At 67.5% G+C, this 24,207-nt stretch carries 24 protein-coding genes and 2 pseudogenes; 16 read left to right on the forward strand and 10 right to left on the reverse strand.

Translation table 11 applies throughout. The features are described 5' to 3' along the window. Nucleotides 1–324: 324 nt before the first annotated feature. Nucleotides 325–771 (forward strand): type II 3-dehydroquinate dehydratase, encoded by a 447-nt coding sequence (gene aroQ, locus AC1RIF_RS25655; protein WP_492604201.1) that lies wholly within the window; start codon nucleotides 325–327, stop codon nucleotides 769–771. Further along, nucleotides 771–2,675, forward strand: a complete 1,905-nt coding sequence (locus tag AC1RIF_RS25660; protein ID WP_492604277.1) for a sugar phosphate isomerase/epimerase and 4-hydroxyphenylpyruvate domain-containing protein — start codon at nucleotides 771–773, stop codon at nucleotides 2,673–2,675. The genes aroQ and AC1RIF_RS25660 overlap by 1 nt, the downstream gene beginning before the upstream one ends. A gap of 205 nt (nucleotides 2,676–2,880) precedes the next feature. On the opposite strand, the gene AC1RIF_RS25665 is transcribed toward AC1RIF_RS25660, so the two are convergent. Next, the gene (locus AC1RIF_RS25665; RefSeq protein WP_492604202.1) at nucleotides 2,881–3,576 is read right to left on the reverse strand and encodes a TetR/AcrR family transcriptional regulator; all 696 of its coding nucleotides are present in this window, start codon (nucleotides 3,574–3,576) and stop codon (nucleotides 2,881–2,883) included. Nucleotides 3,577–3,708: 132 nt separating this feature from the next. Between AC1RIF_RS25665 and AC1RIF_RS25670 the strand changes: the two genes are divergently transcribed. Beyond that, a complete protein-coding gene (locus AC1RIF_RS25670) occupies nucleotides 3,709–4,602 on the forward strand; it encodes a shikimate dehydrogenase (RefSeq protein WP_492604278.1) in 894 nt (297 codons plus the stop codon). Between the two features lie 332 nt (nucleotides 4,603–4,934). On the opposite strand, the gene AC1RIF_RS25675 is transcribed toward AC1RIF_RS25670, so the two are convergent. The 3 genes from AC1RIF_RS25675 to AC1RIF_RS25685 are packed head-to-tail and all read right to left on the reverse strand — an operon-like array spanning nucleotide 4,935 to nucleotide 7,560. Further along, nucleotides 4,935–5,369: a PPOX class F420-dependent oxidoreductase gene (locus tag AC1RIF_RS25675; RefSeq protein WP_492604203.1), complete on the reverse strand. Its 435-nt coding sequence runs from the start codon at nucleotides 5,367–5,369 to the stop codon at nucleotides 4,935–4,937. Further along, nucleotides 5,366–6,325, reverse strand: coding sequence for a hydroxymethylglutaryl-CoA lyase (locus AC1RIF_RS25680; protein WP_492604204.1), 960 nt, complete (start codon nucleotides 6,323–6,325; stop codon nucleotides 5,366–5,368). Before AC1RIF_RS25680 ends, AC1RIF_RS25675 begins: the two co-directional genes overlap by 4 nt. Continuing rightward, entirely contained in the window at nucleotides 6,325–7,560 is a 1,236-nt protein-coding gene (locus AC1RIF_RS25685; protein ID WP_492604205.1) for a CaiB/BaiF CoA transferase family protein, read from the reverse strand. The genes AC1RIF_RS25680 and AC1RIF_RS25685 overlap by 1 nt, the downstream gene beginning before the upstream one ends. Before the next feature lie 141 nt (nucleotides 7,561–7,701). Here AC1RIF_RS25685 and AC1RIF_RS25690 point away from each other — a divergent pair, with 141 nt between their 5' ends. The 3 genes from AC1RIF_RS25690 (at nucleotide 7,702) to AC1RIF_RS25700 (ending at nucleotide 10,197) form a co-directional block, all read left to right on the forward strand. After that, the gene (locus tag AC1RIF_RS25690; protein ID WP_492604206.1) at nucleotides 7,702–8,568 is read left to right on the forward strand and encodes an SDR family NAD(P)-dependent oxidoreductase; all 867 of its coding nucleotides are present in this window, start codon (nucleotides 7,702–7,704) and stop codon (nucleotides 8,566–8,568) included. A 176-nt stretch (nucleotides 8,569–8,744) separates the two neighbouring features. After that, nucleotides 8,745–8,945: a hypothetical protein gene (locus AC1RIF_RS25695; protein WP_492604207.1), complete on the forward strand. Its 201-nt coding sequence runs from the start codon at nucleotides 8,745–8,747 to the stop codon at nucleotides 8,943–8,945. Nucleotides 8,946–9,018: 73 nt separating this feature from the next. Continuing rightward, on the forward strand, nucleotides 9,019–10,197 hold the full coding sequence (locus AC1RIF_RS25700; protein WP_492604208.1) for a hypothetical protein: 1,179 nt from the start codon (nucleotides 9,019–9,021) through the stop codon (nucleotides 10,195–10,197). Between the two features lie 114 nt (nucleotides 10,198–10,311). On the opposite strand, the pseudogene AC1RIF_RS25705 reads toward AC1RIF_RS25700, so the two are convergent. Both AC1RIF_RS25705 and AC1RIF_RS25710 read right to left on the reverse strand, forming a co-directional pair. Beyond that, nucleotides 10,312–10,539: pseudogene (locus AC1RIF_RS25705) on the reverse strand (pyridoxal 5'-phosphate synthase lyase subunit PdxS); the annotation flags it as partial. Between the two features lie 19 nt (nucleotides 10,540–10,558). Beyond that, entirely contained in the window at nucleotides 10,559–11,155 is a 597-nt protein-coding gene (locus AC1RIF_RS25710; protein WP_492604209.1) for a TetR/AcrR family transcriptional regulator, read from the reverse strand. Between the two features lie 381 nt (nucleotides 11,156–11,536). On the opposite strand from AC1RIF_RS25710, the gene AC1RIF_RS25715 reads away from it, so the two are divergent. The 7 genes from AC1RIF_RS25715 (at nucleotide 11,537) to AC1RIF_RS25745 (ending at nucleotide 19,009) form a co-directional block, all read left to right on the forward strand. Then, nucleotides 11,537–12,760 carry a DegT/DnrJ/EryC1/StrS family aminotransferase gene (locus AC1RIF_RS25715; protein WP_492604210.1) on the forward strand — a complete coding sequence of 408 codons (1,224 nt, stop codon included), beginning with the start codon at nucleotides 11,537–11,539 and terminating at the stop codon, nucleotides 12,758–12,760. A gap of 192 nt (nucleotides 12,761–12,952) precedes the next feature. Beyond that, nucleotides 12,953–14,188 (forward strand): amidohydrolase family protein, encoded by a 1,236-nt coding sequence (locus AC1RIF_RS25720; RefSeq protein ID WP_492604211.1) that lies wholly within the window; start codon nucleotides 12,953–12,955, stop codon nucleotides 14,186–14,188. Then, nucleotides 14,185–15,045, forward strand: coding sequence for an SDR family NAD(P)-dependent oxidoreductase (locus AC1RIF_RS25725; protein ID WP_492604212.1), 861 nt, complete (start codon nucleotides 14,185–14,187; stop codon nucleotides 15,043–15,045). The genes AC1RIF_RS25720 and AC1RIF_RS25725 overlap by 4 nt, the downstream gene beginning before the upstream one ends. Beyond that, nucleotides 15,042–15,908, forward strand: a complete 867-nt coding sequence (locus AC1RIF_RS25730; protein WP_492604213.1) for an amidohydrolase family protein — start codon at nucleotides 15,042–15,044, stop codon at nucleotides 15,906–15,908. Before AC1RIF_RS25725 ends, AC1RIF_RS25730 begins: the two co-directional genes overlap by 4 nt. A gap of 6 nt (nucleotides 15,909–15,914) precedes the next feature. Further along, nucleotides 15,915–18,116 (forward strand): acyl-CoA dehydrogenase family protein, encoded by a 2,202-nt coding sequence (locus AC1RIF_RS25735; RefSeq protein WP_492604214.1) that lies wholly within the window; start codon nucleotides 15,915–15,917, stop codon nucleotides 18,114–18,116. Next, nucleotides 18,113–18,355, forward strand: coding sequence for a hypothetical protein (locus AC1RIF_RS25740; RefSeq protein WP_492604215.1), 243 nt, complete (start codon nucleotides 18,113–18,115; stop codon nucleotides 18,353–18,355). The genes AC1RIF_RS25735 and AC1RIF_RS25740 overlap by 4 nt, the downstream gene beginning before the upstream one ends. A gap of 48 nt (nucleotides 18,356–18,403) precedes the next feature. Then, a complete protein-coding gene (locus tag AC1RIF_RS25745; protein WP_492604279.1) occupies nucleotides 18,404–19,009 on the forward strand; it encodes a TetR family transcriptional regulator in 606 nt (201 codons plus the stop codon). 17 nt (nucleotides 19,010–19,026) lie between these two features. On the opposite strand, the pseudogene AC1RIF_RS25750 reads toward AC1RIF_RS25745, so the two are convergent. After that, nucleotides 19,027–19,404 (reverse strand): annotated as a pseudogene (locus tag AC1RIF_RS25750) (3-ketosteroid-9-alpha-hydroxylase); the annotation flags it as partial. 49 nt (nucleotides 19,405–19,453) lie between these two features. Between AC1RIF_RS25750 and AC1RIF_RS25755 the strand changes: the two are divergent. Further along, nucleotides 19,454–19,849, forward strand: a complete 396-nt coding sequence (locus AC1RIF_RS25755) for an AMP-binding protein (RefSeq protein ID WP_492604216.1) — start codon at nucleotides 19,454–19,456, stop codon at nucleotides 19,847–19,849. 17 nt (nucleotides 19,850–19,866) lie between these two features. Here the strand turns inward: AC1RIF_RS25755 and AC1RIF_RS25760 are convergent, their stop codons facing one another. After that, nucleotides 19,867–20,385 (reverse strand): excalibur calcium-binding domain-containing protein, encoded by a 519-nt coding sequence (locus AC1RIF_RS25760; RefSeq protein ID WP_492604217.1) that lies wholly within the window; start codon nucleotides 20,383–20,385, stop codon nucleotides 19,867–19,869. 318 nt (nucleotides 20,386–20,703) lie between these two features. Between AC1RIF_RS25760 and AC1RIF_RS25765 the strand changes: the two genes are divergently transcribed. After that, entirely contained in the window at nucleotides 20,704–21,060 is a 357-nt protein-coding gene (locus AC1RIF_RS25765; protein ID WP_492604218.1) for a hypothetical protein, read from the forward strand. Nucleotides 21,061–21,085: 25 nt separating this feature from the next. On the opposite strand, the gene AC1RIF_RS25770 is transcribed toward AC1RIF_RS25765, so the two are convergent. After that, the gene (locus tag AC1RIF_RS25770) at nucleotides 21,086–22,204 is read right to left on the reverse strand and encodes a T3SS (YopN, CesT) and YbjN peptide-binding chaperone 1 (protein ID WP_492604219.1); all 1,119 of its coding nucleotides are present in this window, start codon (nucleotides 22,202–22,204) and stop codon (nucleotides 21,086–21,088) included. 200 nt (nucleotides 22,205–22,404) lie between these two features. Between AC1RIF_RS25770 and AC1RIF_RS25775 the strand changes: the two genes are divergently transcribed. Beyond that, the gene (locus AC1RIF_RS25775; protein WP_492604220.1) at nucleotides 22,405–23,547 is read left to right on the forward strand and encodes an alpha/beta hydrolase; all 1,143 of its coding nucleotides are present in this window, start codon (nucleotides 22,405–22,407) and stop codon (nucleotides 23,545–23,547) included. An 8-nt stretch (nucleotides 23,548–23,555) separates the two neighbouring features. On the opposite strand, the gene AC1RIF_RS25780 is transcribed toward AC1RIF_RS25775, so the two are convergent. Continuing rightward, nucleotides 23,556–24,200 carry a DUF4232 domain-containing protein gene (locus tag AC1RIF_RS25780; RefSeq protein WP_492604221.1) on the reverse strand — a complete coding sequence of 215 codons (645 nt, stop codon included), beginning with the start codon at nucleotides 24,198–24,200 and terminating at the stop codon, nucleotides 23,556–23,558. Nucleotides 24,201–24,207 lie beyond the last annotated feature (7 nt).

Consider the following 24,207-nt stretch of genomic DNA (forward strand, 5'->3'; position numbering starts at 1 on the left):
CGTCTGTCGCGCTGTCGCGCTGTCGCGCTGTCGCGCTGTCGCGCTGTCGCGCTGTCGCGCTGTCGCGCTGTCGCGCTGTCGCGCTGTCGGGCGGAGCAGACTCGATTCGCACTTTCGTTCCACGGTGATGTGGCTGCGGGTTCGAGGTGCAGCCGGGACGGGGTGCGACGTGGCTACCTGACGATCTTCGTGTGCAGGCCCGACCCTGCATTGCAGCAGGTCGTGTGAACGAGACTGCTGTGTCCCACCGATTCGGCGCGGCGCCTTCGTTGCCTGGCGGCTATCCTGGTCACGAACTAACTCACTATTTAGTACATAAGGAGCATGGGCGTGACAACACCAGGTCCCATCTACGTCCTGAACGGACCGAACCTCAATCTGCTGGGTCAGCGGCAACCCGCGGTTTACGGCCAAGAGACGCTCGACGACGTGGTGGCGTTGTGCGCAGAGACGGCCCGTCGGTTCGGTCGGACCGTCGAGGCACGTCAGTCGAACCACGAGGGCGTGCTGATCGACTGGGTACACGAGGCGCGCACCGAGGCATCCGGTCTCGTCGTCAATCCCGGTGGGTACACCCACACGTCGGTCGCGTTGCGTGATGCACTGGTGACCGTCGAAGTCCCGCTCATCGAAGTGCACATCAGCAATGTGCACGCCCGTGAGGATTTCCGCGATCATTCGTACGTGTCGCCGGTCGCGACCGGGGTGATCGCCGGGCTGGGCATCGCCGGCTACGGCCTCGCCGTCGACTACATCTGTGGCAGGAGCTGATCGTGAACCGGGTGCGCACGTCCATCGCCACCGTCTCCCTGAGCGGCACTCTCGACGAGAAACTGTCCGCGATCGCAGCTGCCGGATTCGATGGGCTCGAGGCGTTCGAGCCCGATTTCGTCGGGTCACCACTGTCCGCACGGGATCTCTCGGCGCGGGCGCAGGACCTCGGCCTCACCGTCGATCTGTACCAGCCGTTCCGCGACCTCGACTCCGCCGACCCGGACACCTTTGCCCGCAATCTGGTTCGCGCTGAACGCAAGTTCGACGTGATGGAGCAACTGGGTTGCGACACGCTCCTGGTCTGCTCGTCGCCGCTGCCGCAGGCGGTCTGCAATGACGATCTGCTCACCGAGCAGTTGTCGGTCCTGGCGGACGCCGCGCAGCGGCGCGGCGTGCGGATCGCGTACGAGGCGTTGGCGTGGGGCACGCACGTCAACACATACCGGCACTCGTGGGAGATCGTGCGTGCCGCCGATCACCCCGCTCTGGGTGTGTGTCTCGACAGCTTTCACATCCTCTCGCGTGGCGACGACCCATCCGGTATCCGCGCTATCCCGGGGGAGAAGATCTTCTTCCTGCAGCTCGCGGACGCGCCGGCGATGGCGATGGACGTGCTGCAGTGGAGCCGTCACTACCGGAACTTCCCGGGACAAGGAAACTTCGACCTCGCCGCGTTCGGGACCCATGTCCATGCCTCCGGCTACCGCGGCCCGTGGTCACTGGAGATCTTCAACGACACGTTCCGCGGATCGGACACCGGCCGGACCGCCGTTGACGCCCACCGATCGCTGCTGTACTTGGAAGGAGAGGTGGCGCGTCAGGCCGCGGCGGACACGAAGGCCGCGGCTCCGGGGCTGTTCGCGCCCCCGCCCGCCTCGTCCCTGGATGGCGTTGTCTCCCTGCGGATCGCCGCGGGGCCGGGGAAGAACGATGCGCTGCGCAGCGTGCTCGATCAGCTCGGGTTTCGGCTGGCGGGCGAGCATGGCTCACACGGCCTCCAGCTCTGGCGGCATGCCGGGGTGACGATAGTCGTCGATGCCAGCGCGGGCACGGTTTGGACCGCGCCTGGCCTTCCGGCGCACCTGCCCGTGCTCACCCAGATCGGGGTTCGTTCGGTCGACCCGGCGTCGTGGGCTGCGCGGGCCCGTGCCTATGAGGTCCGCGCCCGTGGCGTCGCCATGCCCGGCGCCGACGGCGGCACCGGCACGGACGTCGTGCGACTCGACATCACCAACGCGACGTCGCTCGACGTCCGCGGGCCGGCCAGCGCGGAGGCGTGGGAGGCGGCGTTCAACCTGTACCCCAGCGGTCGCGGCTGGGAGGATGACGTGCCGCTGTTCAGCGACGTCGATCATGTCGGCCTGGCGATTCCGGCCGACAACTGGGATGGTTTGCAGCTGTTGCTTCGTTCGGTTTTCGCGATGGAACCGCACGAGGGCCTCGACGTGACCGACGCGGTGGGCATGCTGCGCAACCGTTCGTTCGAGGAGCCGGCCGGCGGCGCGAACCCGTTACGTCTGACGCTGGGAATGGTGCCCGGTTCGGTCACGTCTCATCTCGGTGTGGCGCGCCGGGGCGGTATTGGGCACGTGGCCTTCGGGTGCAGTGACATCTTCACCACAGCCGCCGCGATGCGTGCCCGGGGATTCGAGCCGTTGCCGATTCCGTCGAACTACTACGATGACCTCGACGCGCGGTTCGGTCTGCCGCGTGCCCTGCTCGACCCGATGGCCGAGTCAGGAATCTTGTACGACGCGAACGATAGCGGAGAGTTCTTCCACCTGTTCACACCGACAGTCGGCGCCGACTTCTTCTTCGAGGTGGTGCAGCGGGTTCGCGGTTACCGTGGCTACGGCGAGGCGAATGCGGCTGTCCGGCTCGCGGCGCAGCTGCGGGCGTAACTCCGAATGCTATCGGGCCCCAACCGTGATCGGGTTGGGGCCCGACATTCAGTCGGTTCAGACAGGGCGAGGGCCCGTTCCGGCGCGTCGTTGTCCAGATCCGCAAGCTGGATACGGGAGTTCACCCACGAGGTTGAGGCCGACATGACGCGCGATACGCGAGGAACACCGGTCACAGCACGCATCAATGGTCGAACTGGTTAATTCAGTAATGGCTAGGTCGCGACTTCAGGTACGACAGCACGACCTCCCCGAGCATCGTCCGCAGGTGGGTACGGTGTTCGGGAGACGCCGGATCCCAGTCGAAGAGGGTGCGGAAGGTGTGGCGATTGGCGATCCGAAAGACGCAGTACGAGCTGATCAAGATGTGAACATCCAGCGACGACACGTCGGTGCGGAACAGTCCGAGTTCGCGGCCGCGGACCAGGACACGCTCGAGAGTCTCGATTGCGGGCTGCTGGGTCTCCTCCATGCCCTCGATGGCTGCGAGATTCTCGCCGCGATGGGTGTTCTCGATGGACACCAGCCGAATGAAGTCCGGATGGGCCTCGTGGTGGTCAAAGGTGATTTCGGCGACGGTGCGGATCGCGTCCTCGGGGTTGAGGTGGTCGATGTCGACCTGGGTCTCCTCGTATCGGATCTCCTGATAGGCGTTGGACAGAACGGCCCGATAGAGGCCCTCCTTGTCGCCGAAGTAGTAGTAGAGCATCCGCTTTGTGGTCGAGGTTTTGGCCGCGATCTCGTCGATACGGGCGCCCGAGAGGCCCTTGTTCGCAAACTCCGCCGTGGCGACTCGGAGAATGTCCTCGCGCGTGCGCTCGGGGTCCCGGGTTCGTCCGGTCTTGCTTCCTCGCGCCGCCTTCGTTGCGGTTGCCTTCTGGTTGGTTTCGGCCGGCGCCATCGCCTCTCCTGGGGATTTCGGTGGTGTTCGCGTTCCCAATCGTATGCTACGGTGAATTAACTCACCAGATAGTTAATTCTACGCGGAAGTGACCGAATGACACTCGTCGCCCTCCCCGTCCCGTCCCCGCCGATGCGCATCGAGGCGCAGGCCGCCCCGTCGTTCCTTTGTGGGCTGATCGGGTCCGGCATCGCCCGGTCTCTGACGCCCGCGCTGCACGAGGCCGAGGGGCGCGCCCAGAGCGTTGGGTACGTGTACCGGATCCTCGACATCGATTCGTATGGAGGGATGGAGACACTTCCCCGTATTATCAGCGCTGCAGTCGATTTCGGGTTCGACGGCCTCAACGTGACGCATCCCTGCAAGCAAGCAGTGATCCCGCTGGTCGACGACCTCTCTCCGGACGCCCGGATGCTGGGCGCCGTCAACACCATCAAGATCGACGGGAACCGACTGGTCGGTCACAACACCGACTGGACAGGCTTCTCGCGCAACCTCGAGGCAGGCCTCGGCGACACACCGCTGGGTCGGGTGGTCCAGCTGGGTGCCGGTGGCGCCGGTGCCGCGGTCGCCTACGCGACTCTGAAGCGCGGCGCGGAGGAGTTCATAGTGGTCGACGCCGACCCCGAACGATCGACTGCTCTCGCAGCCCAGCTCGGCGCGCAGTTCCCGAGCCGCACCATCGCGTCTGGCGGCCTCGGGAACGTCGCAGACGCGGTCCGAGCGGCGAACGGTCTGGTGCACGCGACGCCGATCGGCATGACCGCGCATCCAGGCATCGCCCTCGACCCGGAATTGCTCCGCCCCGACCTCTGGGTTGCGGACGTGGTGTACCGCCCCACCGAGACCGAGTTGCTGCGCCGGGCGCGGGCGGTCGGGGCCCGGACCATCAGCGGTATCGGCATGGCGGTCGGTCAGGCTGTCGACTCGTTCCGCATCTTCACCGGGCTCGAACCGGACGAGGCGCGAATGACGGAACACATGAGGCGAATCCTTGCCGCGGAGGATGATTCGCATCCCTCTTGAATCCGCCCATATGCCGATGGCGCTGGTTTCCAGCCGCCGGTCGAGGGGAATCTGATCCAGTTGTGGCCAACCACGTCGATGCGCCCACCGAGAATGCATCCGGTCGATGATGTCCGACGACGCAGGAGCGGGACTGGTGTGCCCTCCGCACTGGCGCGAGAGCGGAGGACAGCCGTGTCGTTCTGAACCTGGAACATATTGACCCCTGCGTTGATCGGTGCCCCGTACCAAGTGTCACAGGCGATGCGTTGACGTCGGCCGACGCGACGACTGCATCGCTACGACCTGTCCCCTTCAATCATCGAGCAGCGGATCCGGGCCGGTGACGTCAATCAGTCGTTCGAATCCGCGGCCGTCGTGTGTACCGCTCGCCGCGGCTCGTACCAGACGTCGCCCGCCGGTTCGCCCGCCATGTTCCAACTCCACGACACCGTCGGGGTGATCCGTGAGTACAGCCCGGGGCCGACGATCCCGACGCGCTCGATCGGCGGGTCCGCGATCCCGTAGACGCGGATGCTCTTGGCGGTGAAGGGGTCGAGCGACACCAGTTCGTCGACGACGAGTGCCACCTTGTCGTGGCCGTCGAGGATGTTGCGGAACTTTCGGGTGTACAGCACGGCCTCACCGGTGCCACCGATCCAGAAGTAGGTGCCGTCGAACTCGAAGGCCAGTGGCACGACGTCGGGTTGGCCGTCGTCTGCCGTGGTTGCCAGTCGCGCGAGCGGTTGCGACCGCAGGAAGGCGACCTCGTCGTCGGTGAACGTCATGACGGCTCCTCTCTCGGGCGCCAGCCGGTCGGCCGCACCCACTCGAATGCTCGTGCCTCGGAGCGTGTTCCCTCCGCGGTGCGGGAGCGATTGGGTTCTCCCAGTTCCGCGAGCATCGGCACGGCGATGTCCACGAGCCCGGACAGGCTGCTCGGTGTGAGCCAGTGGGGCCGCGTCGCGAAGGCGATGTCCTCGCTGGACGTGTTGCCGCTCGCGCCGGGGGCGAACGGGCAGCCACCGAGGCCGCCGAGCGACCCGTCGACGACGGACGCCCCGGCGGCGATCGCGGCGAGCGTGTTAGCGACGCCGAGACCCCACGTGTCGTGGCCGTGGAAGACGATGCGCCGCTTCGGGCTTTCGGTCGCGACCCGGCCGACGAGTCCCGCCACCTGTGCGGGCACCGCCTGACCGAGAGTGTCGGCGAGGACGATGTCGTCGGCGCCGTCGCCGCGCGGATCGTTCGCGATCGCCAGCACCCGATCGGCCGGCACCTCGCCCTCGAACGGGCACGTGAACGACGTTGCGATGCACAGCTGGATGCGCCCGCCGACCGCGCGGGTCAACTCGATCGCGGCCGGCATCGCGGCGAGGCTGTCGTCGGTGGAGCGGCCGATGTTGGCGCGGTTGTGCGATTCGGACGCGGAGAAGCAGTACTGGAAGTTGCGGGCGCCGGCGGCTGCGGCCTTCTCGACATGGCGGGGCGTGGCCACCCACACCCAGCAGCGGTCCAGTTCCTCGGACGTCAGCTCGCCGATCACCTCGAGCGTGTTCGCCATGGGCGGCACCAGGTCCGGCCGCGCCATCGACCCGATCTCGAGTTCCGGGACCCCGAGTGCCAGGAGTCGGCGCGCGATCTCCAGTTTACGGTCGGTGGGCAGTACCTTGCCGGTGAGTTGCAGCCCGTCGCGCAGCGTCACGTCGCGCAGGATCGACTGCGGTGTAAACGAGTAGCTCATCATGCCTCCGTCGCGGCGACGATCCGGTCGACCTCGGCGTCGGGCAGTCCGAGCACGTCGGCGAGCACCTCGCGGGTGTGTGCGCCGAGGTCGGGGCCCACGGTGGTGATCGGCAGCGACTTGTCGCCGATCACCGGCACGATGCCCGGGAAGCCCACCGGTTTTGCGGAGGTGTCGCCTGTGTCCACCCAGAACGTCTGGATCATGTTGCGCGCGTTGTACTGATCGTCGTCGACGATGTCGGCGGCTGTGTAGATCGGCCCGGACGGGACATTCGCCTCGTCGAGGATGCGCAGCGCGTCGTCGCGGGTGTGGCGGGACGTCCACGCGCCGATCGCGGCGTCGAGTTCGTCGCGGCGCGCCCAGCGTCCGGCATTGGTCCGGAGCTCCTCGTCGGCGGCGAGGTCGGGGCGTTCGATCGTCTCCATGTATCGCTGGAAGATCGCGTCACCGTTGCCGGAGATGATGATGCTGGTGCCGTCGTTGCACGGGTACGCGTTGGACGGCGCGATGCCTTCCATCCGGCCGCCGACGCGCTCACGTTTGACGCCGTACGCGAGGTAGTCGGGGATCAGGGACTCCATCATCGACATGATCGACTCGTTGAGCGCGACGTCGATGATCCGCTGCGACAACGCGAGCGACTCGCCCGTGCGGGACTGTCGCTGGAACAGCGCCATCACCGAGCCGAACGCGGCGTACAGGCCGGCGATGGAGTCGCCGATCGACACACCCACCCGGACCGGCGGACGGTCCGGGTCGCCGACGAGTTCCCGAAAGCCGCCGAGCGCCTCGGCAACGGCCGCGAAGCCCGGCCGTTCGGCCAGCGGACCGGTCTGACCGAACGCGGAGATCCGGGTGATCACCAGATCGGGGTTGACCTCATCCAACTGCTCGGGCCCGATGCCCCACTTCTCCAGCGTGCCGGGCCGGAAGTTCTCGAGCAGGATGTCGCACCGTGCCGCGAGGTCGAGCACCAGCTGCCGGCCCTCCGCGGTGCGCAGGTCCAGCACGATCGACTTCTTGTTGCGGTTGATCGTGCGGTACAGCATCGACGTCGTACCCGAGTACAGGCGCCAGTTGCGCAGTTCGTCGCCGGTGCGGGGTCGCTCGACCTTGATCACCTCGGCGCCGAAATCGGCGAGCAACCGGCCGGCGGTGGGGGCCGCGATGTAGTTGCCCAGTTCGAGCACGCGCACGCCCGCGAGGGGCCGGGTCGGGATGTCCTGCGTCATCCCTCGATTCAATCAGCTGCCGCCGGATCGTGGTTCTCCCGACCAGCGGGAAATGACATGCATGTCCGAAGGCGCTTACGGTGTGCTGGATGAGACGTGGGCCACACCTCCCGTGTGGTCGCCCGACAACGGTTGGAGTGCATGGTGGGTCTGAGTTCGGATCGGATCGTGGTGGTCACGGGCGCGAGTCGTGGCGCGGGAAAGGGCATCGCGCTGGCACTCGGTGAGACCGGTGCGAAGGTTTACGTCACCGGGCGGACACAGACCGAGGGCGACGCGCCCCTGCCGGGCACGGTGTTCGCCACCGCCGAGGAAATCACCCGCCGGGGTGGCGAGGGCGTTCCGGTCGTCCTCGATCACAGCGACGACGCCCAGGTGGAGGCGTTCTTCGCGCGGCTGCGCGACGAGCACGGACGCCTCGACATCCTGGTCAACAACGCGCTCAACGTGCCGGACGAGCTGACGAAGAAGGGCCCGTTCTGGGAGAAGTCGCTGTCGCTGCTCGACGTGCTGGACGTCGGCATGCGGTCCAGCTACGTCTCGAGCTACTACGCCGCGCCGCTGCTCGCCGCCAACGGTGAGGGCCTGGTCGTCAACACGTCGTCGTTCGGCGGCACCTGCTACATGCACGGTCCCGCGTACGGCGCCGGCAAGGCCGCAGTCGACAAGATGGCCCACGACATGGCCGTCGACTTCCGGCCGTTCAACGTCGCGGTCGTCTCGCTCTGGATGGGTCTGCTCATGACCGAGCGCACCAAGGCCGGATTCGACGCGAACCCGGGCGCGTACGACGGCCTGGCGGCGACCGCGGAGTCGGCGGAGTTCCCCGGGCGCGTCATCGACGCCCTCGCCCGCGACCCCCAGCTGATGAAGCGCAGCGGACAGGTGCTCGTCGGCGCCGAGGTCGCGGAGGAGCTCGGGGTCGAGGACCTCGAGGGGAAGCAGCCGCCGTCGCACCGTCAGTTCCTCGGCAACCCGCCCGTGTTCTCCGACGCCGTCATCGACTGACACCGATCTGCAGCGGACTCGTATCGGATCGGTATCGACTGCGCGGACCCGACGTGTCGTCCCGGTGGGGGCGACCGTCGGGTCTAGCGTTCGCGGCGGACGTGAACTACCGCGTAGCTGTCGTTGTCCGCACACCCGAGTCGAAATCACGCGCCGGGACGTGTGAGGGAGTCGTCATGGAGTCCACCGCAATCAAGTTCGTTCTGCTGAGTCTGTTCCTCGGAGGCCTGGTCGTGGCCGGTGTCGGGGTGGCCGAGCTGCACGTGCACACCACGGTCGTCGCGCTGATCGTCGCGTCGGTGTCGGGGCTGCTGCTGCTCCGCATCCGGGCCGAATCGCACGGCCGCCTCGAACCGCGAGGCCGAATCGCCGGCTGACGGCGCCGTTCGACGCCACGCAGTTTCCGGATTTCTGGGACAGTGGTGGGCAGGAGCCCCTCGAGGAGGCGCGATGCCTGCACCCGACCCGTCCGCTGCCGTGACCGAACGGCGCGCCCGCATCAACGACCAGGTCCGTCGCTGCTGTGAGCGTGCCCGACTCGACGGTCGGCACTCGCCGCTGTCCGACGCTTCCGCGCTGTTGATCGCCGCGGGGCGGGTGGACGGGCCGACACGGCACGCCCTGAGCGCCCGTCGAAGCGCGGGCCGGACGATTCCGTCGATCGGTGGTTTCGGTGCTCTGCGCCTGCTCACCGACGAGCACGCGAGGATCGCCGCCCGGGCGGCATCGCTGCGGCCCGGTCCGGTGCAGTTGGCTCACCGCTATCGCGCGGCGGAGCTGGCGAAGCGCATCGACGGACTGCGTTCGACGCTGACGATGTCGAACATGCACTACGCCGGCGGCGTACGGGCGATTCGTCGGGAGCGTCGTGACGGGGTCCACCTGGACCCCGGGCAGCGGGACGCGCTGTTCGCGGCGTTGCAGCACACGCCCGCTCCGTTGCCGCTGGAGAGGCGGCACCTGCACGAGTTCCGCAATGCGGTGCTCGAGTCGACGGCGCAGCGGGTGGCCCGGCTGTCCGAGCACACCCGGGCCGAGGAGGCGGGTCGCCGCGCGGCCGATGCACTCGAACGGGCTGTGGAACCGGACGACGACCGGTTCGTCGACCGCTACGACACCCTGCTGTTCCTCGCCGGCTCGCTCTACGATCGCATCGAGGGGTCGCCCGCGTGGCATTCGGAGCACTTCGTGGTGCAGCGTGCCCAGCTGGATCTCGCGGAGGAACTCACCCAGATCGCGGTGGACACCGTCGCACTGCAAGGAATCCTCGGCGAACTCGACAACGCACTCACCTCCACGCCGGCTGCCCGCGACCACGTGCAGTCCCGGCACGACGCCTTGGCGCCGGTGTGGGACCAGTTGGTGGACCGGGTCGCCGCGCTGGCTCGGATCGGGGACCTGTTGTCGCAGGCCGAGACTCAGCTTCAGGCGATGGCGTCGATGCGCTGGGCCACCAGCCTCGACACCCGGATGGACGACCTGATCGCCCGTTCGGGCAACCGCGAGCTGTCGGCCGACAACACGCATCAGGTCGGCGATCAGTTCGGTGGCGTCGAGGAACTGATGGGCACCTATCGGAGTGCACTGGGCGGTGACATCGCTGCACTGACCGCCCGAGGCGAGTCGTGAGCACCCGCCGGAAGCGTTCTGGCATCGGAATCGTGTAGCCGCTCCGGGTGGAAAGACCCGCGGGCGTCGTGCGTCGGGGTGAGCAACGGTCGCGAGTCTGCTCAGATCACCAGCCGCGCTCGGCGAGGCGGCGGGGTTGCCGGACTCGAAGATGCCCGAGCCGATGAACATGCCCTCGGCGCCGAGCTGCATCATCATCGGCGCGTCCGCGGGGGTCGCGATGCCACCGGCGGCGAACAGATCGTACGGGGCCTGCAGTTCCTTGGCGGCGACGTACAGCTCGTCCTCGGGCAGCGAGGTCGGGCGGCGGAGCTCCTGGCGGATCTTGCGCAAGTGGGAGGTTGGGGGAGTGGGAGAACGTTCAGTGCTCGGGGCGGCGCGTGGCCATGCCGTCGAGGAACACGGAGATGCAGTCCTCGGAGAGCTCGCCCAGAGTGTAGGGATCGTCAGGCTTGCGCCAGTAGACCGTGAACCACACCGAATCTCGGAGGAAGCGGTGGAACACTCTGGAAGGTACGTCCTTTCGGAGGACGCCCGCATCCTTGCCCGCCTCGATGGCGTCGAGCCAAATCGTCTGGATCTCGTCTGCGAGCGCATTCGCCTCGGTGAAGTCACGCAGTTTGCGCAGGTTGGGGAACTCTGCGTGATAGACCTTCGTCGCGTCGGGACGGACGGCGCCCATCGCGAGTGAGACGTCGACGATCGCCTTCAGCCGGGCACGGGGTTCGAGCTGTTCGAGTCCCGTCGCACGATAGTTCGCGAGGAGATCCGAGAGGAACGCGGTGACCAGTTCGTTGACGATGGCGCCCTTCGATCGGAAGTAGTGGTACAGCGCCCCGGCGTTGAGGCCGACCTCGTCGCCGATCTCCCGCATCGACGTCCCCGCGATGCCACGCGCCGCGAACAGGCCGGCCGCGGCGTCGAGGATCTCGGACTTCCTGTCGTGGGGTTCCGGCACGTCAGTCCCTTCCGATTTGAACATTCATTCAACGACATTAACTGCGAACGCTGCGTCGCGTCAAAGCGGCACCACGTCGGCATCCGGAAGGCCGTCGAACCTGTTTGTCGGCCTTTCGATTCGGGTATGAGCGACGCGGCGACTCCGTCTTGACGGCTCGGATTCCCCGACCTATATTCGCTTTGAATGAACGTTCAATTTACGTTGTTCAGGCAAGAGGGTGGCGCCACCGGATGGGGTGAGCCCGCGGCCGTTGCGACGCGGGACTCGCACGAATCTGACTCCTGCCCATGCACTTTCCGCCCGGTTCGTGGCACGAGACCTCTCGGAACCTCGCGAACCGCCCACGCGGACACCTTCCCGAAAACACGAGGAGATCCAATGACCAGGGTTGTCTATGCCCGCAGTGTTCACGACGAGCGTGAGATCGAGGCCTGCCTCGAGGTTCTGCGCGGTGGCCCGTTCGCGCTGAAGATCGGCAAGAACGTCGCCGAGATGGAGCGCCAGGTCGCCGACCTGTACGGCAAGAAGCTGGGTCTGATGTGCAACTCGGGCTCGTCCGCGCTCTACCTGGCGCTCGAACTGTTGGATCTGCCCAAGGGTTCCGAGGTCATCACCTCGCCGCTGACGTTCTCGACGGATGTGTCGCCGATCGTCCGTGGTGGCTGGATCCCGGTGTTCGTCGACGTCGAGCCGGACACCTACAACGTCGACGTCAGCAAGATCGAGGAGCTGATCACCGACAAGACCAAGGCGATCCTGGTTCCGAACCTCGCCGGCAACGCCCCCGACTGGGATGCGATCCGCGAGATCGCCGACAAGCACGATCTCGGGGTCATCGAGGACTCGTGCGACTGCATCGGCACCACTCTGCGTGGCACCAAGACCGGCTCGCGCTCGGACATCACGGTCACCAGCTTCGCGATGTCGCACATCATCACGGCTGCCGGCAACGGTGGCATGGTGTGTCTCGACGACGAGAAGCTGCGCGACAAGGGCCTGATGCTCCGCCGCTGGGGCCGCCGCTCCGAGCCGCACCTGTTCGGATCCGAGCAGGCGAAGACCGGCCGTGTCTTCCGTGAGGATCTGGACGGCGTCGCCTACGACAACGACTTCATCTTCGACGTCCTGCCGTGGAACTTCGAACCGTCGGAGCTGGGTTCGGCCTTCGGATTGGTGCAGCTGAGCAAGCTCGAGGTCAACTACAGGCGACGTCACCAGATCTTCGACGCGTTCAGTGCGGCGTTCGGCGCCTACCCGGAGCTGTTCCGTCTGCCCAAGCCGTTGGAGGGCTTCTACACCGCGTGGCTGTGCTACCCGGTGACGATCCGCGAGGACGCCGGCTTCGAGCGTGGGGATCTGCAGGAGTCGCTCGAGGGGGCGGGCATCGACACGCGCACGGTGTGGAGCGGCAACGTCACGCGTCACCCGATGATGCGCAATGTCGAGTACCGCATCCCCGAGGGCGGCCTGCCGTTCGCCGACGAGGTCTTCGAGCGGGGCATGTCGCTCGGCATGAGCCACGGCATGAGCGACGAGGAACTCGATCACGTCGTCGCGAGCATCCACGCCTTCGCCTCCAAGTTCGCGACCGCGAAGCAGTAGCGTTCCACTCTCTGCACGAGCCCCCGGCCTGCTGGCGGGGGCTCGTGGCGTTCCGGGGGCAGGTCGGACGCTACGTGAAACGAGGTTCTAGGAAAGCTCGCGTTCACGTCTTGACATGCCCTTGATCCGCGCTACTCTGAAGCAAGTACATAGAACACGGTTTCAATCATGCCGTCGATCAGGAGTGTCATCGTGACGAACGAAACCCCGTACATCCTCATCTCTGCCGACAGCCATGCCGGCGCCGACCACGCCACCTACCGCGAGTACCTCGATTCCCAGTGGCACGAGGAGTTCGACGCCTGGCGCGGCAAGTACAAGAATCCGTACCGCGACCTGGTCGACGACGGCCGAACCCGCAACTGGGACAACGAGCGTCGGCTGCGTGAAACGCAGGGTGACGGCACGGTCGGAGAGGTGCTGTTCCCGAACACCGTCCCGCCCTTCTTTCCCAGCGCCGCGGTGCTCGCCGGCCCGCCGCGTGCCGAGGACTTCGAGAAGCGTCTCGCCGGCGTGCGTGCACACAACCGCTGGTTGAAGGACTTCTGCAATGACGCTCCCGCGCAGCGTGCCGGCGTTGCACAGGTGTTCCTCAACGACGTCGACGAGGCCGTCGCGGACGTCGAGTGGGTCAAGGAGAACGGACTGCGCGGCGGCATCCTGCTTCCCAATCTCGCGCCGGACGTCAAGTGGGTCAAGCCGCTGTACGACCCCGAGTACGACCGCCTGTGGGAGGTCTGCGAGGACCTCGGCGTGCCGGTGAACAGCCACGCGGGCACCGGTCTGCCGGACTACGGCCGCTACAAGACCGCCTCGATGCTCTACATCAACGAGGTGGGCTTCTACTCGATGCGTCCGCTCGTGCAGATGATCCTCTCGGGCGTGTTCGAGCGGTTCCCCAAGCTCAAGTTCGCCGTCTCCGAGCAGGGTTGCTCGTGGGCCCCGGACCTGATGCGCCAGCTCGACACCGTCGACCTGCGCGTCAAGCGCACCGGCCGGATCGGCGAGCTGTTCTACAGCGAGGACGAGCAGTTGCCGCTGCGTCCGAGTGAGTACTTCCGCCGCAACGTGTGGGTCGGCGCGACCATGCCGTCGGCGCAGGACATGGCGTCGCGGGAGACGCTCGGCGAGGGCAAGTTCATGTGGGGCAGCGACTACCCGCACAACGAGGGCACCTACCCGTTCACCCGCGAGTGCGTCCGCCAGGTCATGCACGACGTCGAGGAGGCGGAGCTGCGGAAGCTGTTCGCGGAGAACGCGGCCGAGCTGTACGACTTCGACCTCGACGCGCTGGCCCCGCTGGCGGCGAAGTACGGCCCCACCCCGTCCGAGGTCGCCCAGCCGCTCACCGAGCTGCCCGAGAACCCCAACGACGTTCTGCTCCGTGAGTCCTTCGCCAAGCAGCTCGAAGCCGAGTTGAGCGCGTGACGCGGCGATTCGAGGGTCGTCGGGCGATCGTCACCGGTGCCAGCCGCGGCATCGGGGCGGCGATCGCCCAGCGGCTCGCCGCGGAAGGAGCCGCGGTCGCGATCGTCGCGCGCACGGTCGACGAACCGGACCGGCGGTTCGACGGCACCCTCGCCGAGACGGCCGATCTGATCCGCGCGGGCGGAGGCACGGTCGCGATCGTGCCTGCCGCGCTGGAGGACCCCGAGTCCCGCGGACGGATCGTTCCGGCGGCCGAGGAGGCGCTGGGCGGACCGATCGACATCCTCGTCAACAACGCCGCGGCCGCGATCTTCCAGCCGCTGCGTGACTATCCGTCCAAGCGGGCGCACCTGACGTTCGAGGTGAACGTACATGCGCCGTTGGACCTCGCGCAGCGCGTGATCCCCGGCATGCGTGAGCGGGGCGAGGGCTGGATCGTCAACATCACCAGCGGCACTGCGCGGATCCGGCCGGTCGAGCCGCTGCCCGAGGGCGAGACCGATCTGGACGCCGACATCCACGGCACCACGCTGTACGGCATGAGCAAGGCAGCTCAGGACCGGATGACGGCCGGGCTGGCCGCCGAACTGAACGGCACCGGAATCCGGGTCAACGCAGTGCGTCCGCGCTCGGCGGTCGCGACCGCCGGTGCGATGTCGGTGGCGTCCAAGATGGTCGGCTCCCGGTGGTTCGTCCCCGAGTCGCTCGAGGAGATGGCCGAGGCGGCGACGTGGCTGTGCGGCGCCACGACGCACTACACCGGCAACATCGAGGCGAGTCTGGACATCCTCGAACGTGAGAGGCTCACTGTCCGGGATCTACAAGGCAGGCCTATCGCGAAGGAGCAGAACGCATGACGCCCTACGACGGCATCCCCATCGTCGACACGCACATCGGTTTCCGTGAGGCCGGCTACGACGAGTACGCGTTCATCACGCAGCAGACGAAGGACCGCGAGAGCCGCGACGAGTTCAGCATGCCGGCGCAGTACATGTTCAAGGGCGTGCCGGACGATCTCGCCACCGACGATCCGATCTCGGTGACGCTGCACCAGATGGACAAGCATGGCATCGAGCTCGGCATGGTCAGCATGGCCAAGGAATCCGGGCAGCGTGCGGTGCGGATGTTCCCGGACCGATTCGTGCCACAGGGTTCCGCGGTGGACCCCAACGACATCATGGGCACGCTGAACCGGATGACGCGCGAGTACGAGGAATTCGGCATCGTCTCGGTGAGTTCGTTTGCGGCGGGGACGTTCCCGCAGGTCGCGCTCAATGCCCCGCAGATGTACCCCATCTACGCCAAGTGTGTGGAGCTGGACATCCCGATCTTCGCGTGCGCCGGAATCGCCGGTCCGCGAGTCAAGTCAGCGGTGCAGCACGTCGAACTCATCGACGATGTGATGTTCGATTTCCCGGATCTGGTGTTCGTCACGCGGCACGGTTGCGAGCCGTGGGAGGACCTGGCCGTCAAACTGATGCTCAAATGGCCCAACCTGTACTACTCGACCTCGGCGTTCACGCCCAAGCACTATCCGAAGGCGATCGTCGACTACGCGAACACTCGCGGCGCCGACAAGATCATCTACGCGGGGTACTTCCCGGCGGGGTTGACCCTGGACCGCATCTTCGGTGACATGCCGGGCGTGCCGTTCAAGGACGAGGTGTGGCCGAAGTTCCTGCACGAGAACGCCCGCAAGGTGCTCAAACTGAAAGGTTGATCGGATATGCCGATCGGTATCGGAGCTGATCACGACGCACTCGCCGACTCGCTCGCGCGTTTTGCGGCCCGCGAGACACCCCTGGAACGGACCCGCGGGCTGTTCGAGGAACTCGCGCGGGGCGATCGGCCGGCCTTCTGGGAACAGTTGGTGGGAATGGGGATTCCGTCGTTGCACCTCGCCGAGGAGTACGACGGGGCCGGCGCGGGCCTGCTCGAACTCGCGGTCGCGCTGGAACAGTCCGGGCACGGGCTGATCCCCGGCCCGCTGCTGCCGACGGTCACCGCGAGCGCCGTGATCCAGTCACACGGCACCGATGCGGCGCGAAAGGCGCTGCTCCCGCGGCTGGCCGGCGGTGCCGTGGGTGCGGTCGCCCTCGGGACGGGCACCGTCACTCTCGACGGTGACGGCGACGAGGTGGTGGCCACCGGAGAGACGGTGCCCGTACTCGGTGCGCTCGGTGCCGAGATCCTGGTCCTGGCCGGACAGTCCGGTGAGCGGCCGGTGTGGTTCGCCGTGTCGGCGAGCGACGCCGGCGTCGAGGTCCTCGCCGAGGGGGGCGTCGACCTCACGCGGGACATCGGCCGGGTGCGGCTGTCCGACACGCGGATCCCTGCCGAGAACGTGCTGGGGGCAGGTGCGGACGAAGTCGCCGCGCTCGCGGCGGTGCTGCAGTGCGCGGAGGCCGTCGGCGTCGCGCGCTGGGCGCAGGAGACCGGTCTCGCGTACGCGAAGATCCGCGAGCAGTTCGGGCGTCCCATCGGGTCGTTCCAGGCGATCAAGCACAAGTGCGCGCAGTTGTTCATCCGGATCGAGGTGATGACCAGCGCCGTGTGGGATGCCGCGTCGGCCGCGGACAGCGGCGACCGGCAGCAGCTCGCCCTCGCGGCGGCCCGGGCGGCGACGGCGGTGCGCCGCGAGGCGGTCGACGTGGTGCTCGAGGCGCTCACGCTGCTCGGCGGTATCGGCAACACGTGGGAGCACGACATCCACCTGTACTGGCGGCGCGTCGTGAGTCTGCTCGCGCTCGGCGGTTCGCAGGACGCGTGGGGCCGTCGTGCCGGCGAACTGGCGCTGACCACCGAGCGGGAGTCGGTGCTGGGTGTCCCGGATCGTCCGGAGTTCCGCGCCGGTGTCGCGGCGACGATCGCCGAGGCCGCAGCACTCGACGCGGTCGCCTCACGGGTGCTGCTCGCCGATCGCGGCCTGGTCGCGCCGCACTACCCCGAGCCGTTCGGCCTGGGTGCGGACACCGCCGCGCAGCTGATCATCGCCGAGGAGTTCGAGCGAGCCGGAATCGCTCAGCCCAGCACGGTCATCGGTGAGTGGTCCCTGCCGTCGATCCTCCAGTACGGCACCGAGGAACAGATGCAGCGCCTCGTGTCTCCGACCCTGCGCGGCGAGATCATCTGGTGCCAGCTGTTCTCCGAGCCCGGTGCGGGATCCGATCTCGCGTCGTTGACGACGTTCGCCACCAAGGTCGACGGAGGCTGGCGCATCGACGGAAACAAGGTGTGGAACTCCAAGGCGTACGAGGCGCACTGGGGGATCTGCCTCGCGCGGACCGACCGGGACGCCCCCAAGCATCGGGGGATCAGCTTCTTCCTCGTCGACATGTCGGCGCCGGGGGTGGAGGTTCGGCCGCTGCGGGAGGCCAACGGCGACAGCATGTTCAATGAGGTCGCGCTCGACGGTGTCTTCGTCCCGGACGCCGACTTGGTGGGTGCGCCGGGGGAGGGCTGGAAGGTGGCCCGCACGACGCTCGCGAACGAGCGGGTCGCAATGGGCAACACCCCCGTGGGGGGCGGGTATCGCTTCGATCCCGTGGAGGTGGCGCGGTCGCTGGATCCCGACACCCGATACGACGCGCTGCCCGCGCTCGGCCGGATCACGTCGACCACCGGGGCCCTCGACGCGCTCGCGCACCGCAGTGTCCTGAAGCGGTTGTCGGGCCTCAACCCGGGTGTCGAGGCGAGTGCGCTCAAGGCGGCGTCCGCACACCACATCACCGACGCCACCGCACAGGTGCTCGAATGGTTCGGGCCGGCGGCGGCCGTGGGCAGCCTGGGTGACGACGTCACCGGCGGTGGGCGCGCGGCCAAGGCGTACTTGGCGACGCCGAAGCTGCTGATCGGCGGTGGGACTCTGGAGATCCAGCTCAACGTCATCTCGGAGCAGATCCTCGGGCTGCCGCGGGAGCCGCGATGACCGCTCGACTCCTGGGCGGCCGCGCTCGCGCAGACCGTCGCCGATCTCGTGATCAACGCGCGCAGCGATCGGATCGACTCGTCGCACTCGCGGTCGAGCGGTGCGGCCGAATCGACATCCTCGTCGACGACGCCGACATAACCCGGGATCGCATGGTGTTCAACACGTCTGCCGACGAATGGAACGACGTCCTGGGCGGGTACCCCGGCCGTAGTTCCCGGCGCCGGAGTCGGCGGTGACCGGTTGACGATTAGGCTGCCTTCGTGACCGAATCCGTGGCCGTGCCGATGAGCCCCGACGACATGACCGACGCGCAGCGCGCGCGTCGGCGGCACCTTCTCGACACCGTGATCGAGATGCTCGCCGAGACGAGTCCCGACCGGATACAGATGCGCGAAGTCTCGGAGCGGTCCGGAGTGGCCCTCGGGACGCTCTACCGGTACTTCCCCGCGAAGCAGCATCTCCTCGCCGCCGCGATGGTCGCCTGGAACGACATTCTCGCCGATCGATTGGCCGAGGAACGCGAGTCGGGTCGGCGCCGAAGTGCGCACGGATCGGTCCTCGAGCGCGTCGTGGACCTCTACACGCGGCAGATGAAGGCATTCCAGAGGGGACCCAACTTCGCGCGACTCGAGGTCGAACTGCAGACCTCCGACGATCCGTATGTGCGAGACACTCTCGACGAACGCTCCGCCGCGAACCGGACGGCGCTGTTCGAATTGATGGAAGGCGTGCCCGCTGAACGGGCACGCCTGGCGTCGCTGTCGATCGGCAGCACGATGCTCAACTCGCTCGTCCTGTGGACGACCGGAAGAATCGGATTCCCCGAGGCGCTGCGCAACGTCCAGGACGTGTCGCGGCTGGTACTCGGCGACCAGCTCCGGATGAGGTGAAACGAGTGTCTTCGCCGTCAGTTCCTGTCCGCCAGTTCGGTGGCCCGGCGTTCCATGTTCTCGGCGACCTCCCGCCGCCAGGCCGCGACGGGCTTGGTGGTGTCCATCTCGAACTCGAAACGGTTCACCATGTCCGGCGTGATGTCGGCGACGTCGACGTAGAACTGCTCGTACCAGCGGCGCAACTGGTAGACCGGGCCGTCCTCCTCGCGCAGCAGCGGGTTCTCGATCCGGGTCTTGTTCTTCCAGATCGCGACGTCCTGCTCGAAACCGATCGCCTCGGTGTGCCTGACCTTGATGCCGTACATGAGCACGAACTCGTTAGGAGAAACGGGGTAGTGGCAGTTGATCAGGATCGAGTCGATGTCGAAATTCGGGTAGTGGTAAGTCAACTCGGCCGGGGCTGAGTTGCCGGTGCCGGAGGTTACCGAGGATGATCCCGCGGTGATCTCGTTCACCGGTGGGACGACGGGTCGGCCGAAGGGCGCGACGCATTCGGTGCGGAACATGTTGGCCGCGGTGGATTTCCACCGGTACAACGATGCGTTGACGGCGGAGCTGGGGCGTCCACCGAGCACGCGACGGTTCCTGCTCGCGAACTTCCCGATCGACCTGTTCACGCTCGAGAACGTTCGCCTGATCGGGTGCGGCGGATCGAGTGTGCGCGCCTACCAGCACGCGGCGAGCATCGTCGCGTCCGGTCGATTCCCGCTCAGCCGCATGCGCACTCACGTCCTCGGTTTCGATCGCCTCGAGGACGGGATCGAACTGCTCCGCGGTGACCATCCCGAGGAGCGGCCCATCAACATCGTGATCACCCCGACCATGAGCGACGCTTGACCGATCCGGACGTTCAGCTACTCGCAGGCGATTCCGTCGTTGTCGCGATCCAGGTGCGGCGCATATCCGGTCTGGCCGCGGTAGATCGGAGTGACCCCGGCATTGCGCGCCTCGGTGCAGTTCTTGTATCCGGCCCGCGGTGCGGGAGCGGGTGCCGGCGCCACGCGCGGACTGACCTGCGGTGCGGGTGCGGGTGCGGGAGCAGGGGCGGGTGGTGCCGGTGCCGGTGCCGGTGCTGGAGCGGCGAGGACAAGACCCGGAACCGGCGGCAGGACGGGGCGGAGCGCATCGGCGGATCCCGTGGGGATCATGTCGGCGATCTCCAACGGCAGGAAGTCGTGGACGGTGCCGGGACGCATCGGCGTACCGGGGGCCGGCGGCAACAACGGCTGCACGGCGTCGGCGATGAACTGCGGCACCGCGTCGGCGACCGGGGCGGGAAGGAAGTCGTGGATCGTCGATGCCTGCGCCGTGGCGGGTGCGCAGAGTGTGATTGCGGCACAGCCGATCACGGCGAACGTGTACCGGGTCTTCATGGACAGATCTCCTCGTATGGTCGGTGATTCCCGCCGTGGCGGTCGGGTGATTCTCGCAGACGCTGCAGCCGCTCGGTGACCGATCGGTCGGTTTTGGGTGTTTTCGGCGCGGTGGGTGTTGTACGCTCTCGCGGGTTCAGACGATGTCCGGCAGGGGCCGGTTACTGGGGGAGTTTGCAAGTGGCTGTCGTTTCTTCGAAGAGTGTCCTCGTGCGGTCGACCGCCGTCGGCGTAGGTGCACTGGCGATCGGTGTACTTGCCGGATGTGGTTCGGGGGAAACCAGTTCCGCATCTGTCACGTCGACTACGACCACGACCGTGGCCGCCACCACCACGATGTCGGTCGTCGCTCCGGCACCTCGTGATCCCTCGACACCCGCCGCGGTCGTGACGCCGGAGGTCGCACCGTCCATCCCCGTGGCGGCCCCGGCTCCGGCGCCGACGCGGGTGCTCATGCCGGACGTGATGTGCATGAACCTGCAGGACGCACAGGATCTCATCCAGGAGAACGGTGTGTTCTTCTCCCGTAGCGCCGACGCATCCGGCAAGGGTCGCAAGCAGGTACTCGACGCGAACTGGATCGTCGTCGGTCAGCAGCCGTCCGTGGGAGTGCCAGTCGGCGAGGCGGAGGCGGTGCTGTCCGTCGTGAAGATCGGCGAGCCGAGCCCCTGCTGATCCCAGCTCCTGCCGTGCGGAGCTGCTACTGGTCGTCGAGATCGTCGAACAGCGACGGCTGGACCGGGTCGTCGAACAGTTCCATCTGTTCGGGCGGGCTCTCCTGCTCCGGTTCCGGCACGAATGCGTCCGGAACCGCGTCCGCGCCCGATGTCGTCTCGGGTGCGGTGGTCGGTTGGGCGGGCGGGAAGTGCAGCACGCCGCCGAAGTGCGCCGCGAACTCCTCGTCGACGCCGCCGAGGAAATCCGACATGTGCTCGACCATGTCGGCGAGGTGCTGAGGGACGAACGGGTCGGCGAGCATGTCGATCATGACGCGCAGCCGATCCTCGAACAGGGCGAAGCGCAGGTAGGGCCAGCGCCGGTTGAGGTCGGTGATGAGTTCGGACGCTCGGGTGCGGCCACTGATGTCGCGGACCAGCGGTGCCCACAACTGCACCTCGGGTGTGCTCTCGTTCGCGATGACGAGGGCGAGTGCGGAGCCGAAGCGCAGGACCACGTCACCGTCGGCGTCCAGTTCGGGCGCCTGCCCGTAGATGTCGGTCAGGGTGTGCGCGATCACCTCGCGCAGGTGGGCGGTGTCGCGGGGCCTGATCGAGACGTGGCGGTCCAGGGCCGTCCGCACCGGGGTGACGGCCGCGTCGAGTGCCGGTTCCGGATCTCCGCCGAGATGGTGCAGGGCCAGGAAGGCGGGATGTGGCACGTCCCAGGTGTCCCGCAACACGGACACCGCCATCGACGCGAGCTGGTCTGCCCACCGCGGTGCCTTCTCGACGACCAATGCGGGCACGTCGCCCATATCGAGTTCCGGTTCCGCGTCGTCGGTGGGGGCGGGATGTGTCCATCCCTGGGTCAGGAGGCGGGCTTCGTCGGCCGCGGTCAAGCGGCGACGCGGCGGCAGGTGGACATCGGCGGGAAGCTCACACCGGACGGCTGGCCCGTCGGGCCCGGTGACGGCGTTGAACTGGAGGAACGGCACGCGTCCATCTGCTTCGTCGGTCTCGCACACGGTCTCGAGGATCAGCTGGTCGTCGGAGGAGATCGCGGCGATCCGATCGGCGAGCGAGGTGCGGAAGGCGGCCCACGCCACGGCGACTTCACGGTCGAAATCACCGGTGCCGGACCTGGCTGCGAACTCGGACACGGAACCCCCTGCTTCACGTCGTACCGCCCGGACCGGAAGTGTCGCCCGGACCTGTGCGGTACTGATACGGTATCGCGCCCGCCGTCGCCTACCCGAACAGGTGACCGGTCCGGAAGGTTCGTTATCGAAACGGATGTTCGGTTTCGTCCGTTCGCGCACTACCCTCCCCAGCGATACACACACGTCATGGAGGTAGTGCGATGCGCTTCGAGCAGGATCGACCCGGGGAGAGCCACGATCGGTTGCGGCGTCGGTGGGGCCGGACCGTCGTCGGTCTCGGTTCGGTCGCGGCGTCGATCGTGATCGCCGTGGGAAGCGGCACCGCGAGCGCGGCGCCGGCGACCGGAAGTCCGGGCGGCACGGCTACCGGTGCCGGGAGCGTCGGGCCCGGGTCGTCGATACCCGAGTCGCTTCAGCAGAACCCGGAGTCGGCCCCACCGGCCCGTGACGACATCACGGCAGCCGCGATCACCCAGGAGAAGGTGGTGTCGGCGCAGGCGGTCCGGTACCGCGTCGCCTCGCCCGCGTTGCGGCGCGAGGTGACCGTCGACGTGTTGCTCCCGAAGGACCGGTCCACACCGCGGCCCACGCTCTACCTCCTCGACGGCGCGGGCGCCCGCGACAACAGCAGCAGTTGGACGAGTAAGACCCTCGGCGACGCGCCCACCTTCTTCGCGGACAAGAGCGTCAACGTCGTGCTGCCCAACGGCGGTCCCGGAAGCCTGTACACCGACTGGGACCGGGTCGACCCCAAGCTCGGGCTGAACAAGTGGGAGACCTTCATCGCGGAGGAGTTGCCGCCGCTGATCGACGCGAAGCTGGACACGAACGGCGTCAACGCGATCGCCGGTAACTCCATGGGTGCGCAGTCGGCGATGATGCTGGCGCATCGGCACCCGGACCTCTACCAGGGTGTCGCGGCACTCAGCGGGTGCTACTCCACGAGCGATCCGCTGGGCCGGCTCGTGGTCCAGACCACCGTCACGTCGCAGGGCGGCGATCCTGCCAACATGTGGTCCGACGCGTCGGGCCCGGCCTGGCTGTCCCACGACACCGTGCGCAACGCGGAGAAGCTGCGGGGCAAGGCGATCTACCTGTCGGTGGCGACGGGCCTACCCGGAACGCACGAGCAGGGGACCGCCGACGTCCGACGTCTGCTCCTGGGTGGTGTCATCGAGGGTGCCTCCAATGTGTGCACCCGGATCCTCGAGGAGCGACTGGGCCAGTTGCAGATCCCCGTGACCGTCGACTACGAGGGCACAGGCGTGCACGCCTGGGACTACTGGCGCGACCAGTTGCCCAAGTCGTGGCCGACGCTCGAGCGGGCCCTCGGTCTCGCCTGACGGCCGGATCAGCCGGTGACGGCCTGAACCGACAGTTGGTTCAGGCCCTCGCCGGTACCCGAGCAGCCCTTGCTCGCATACGGCACGAAGATCGAGCCGGTGTCGTTCGGTGGGTAGACGCGCAGTCCGGCGACGTCGGTGGGTGAGCAGGTGTCGGCCGGGTAGTTCTCCACGTTGACCGCCCGCACCGTCGCGGTCGCGGTCGCGTTCGGTGCGAGCGTCACGGCGCCCGAAGATTCGCCGGAACGTGTTGCGGCGGAACCGACCTGGGCGCCGTCAGCGCCGCCCTGGACGTACGAGACGCCGGGGAAGCCGTCGAGAACACAATCGCGCCCACCGACATTCGTGAAGATCAGCGGCAGTTCGGTGGAGCCGGCCGCGCCCTGCGCCTGGCCGAGAGTCGACTCCAGCTCGCTCACGGCGCATCCGTCGGGGTGCGCGGTGGGCGTGAACGTCGAACCGGCTGCGTTCGCGGTGGTGATCGCTGGAACAGCCGCCGCAGCAGCCGTTGTGGACGCCGACGCGGCTGCTGAGGAGGTGCTCGGTGCTGCCTCCGCGGTGCCGTCCTCGTCCGTGCTGCATCCCGCGGCGGCCAGCACCGCCGCGATTCCCAGGACTCCGAGACTGCGGGCAAGCGGCGACTGGCGATTCATGGCTGGT

The sequence above is a fragment of the Prescottella sp. GW823-FHT02E09 genome (assembly GCF_058797375.1).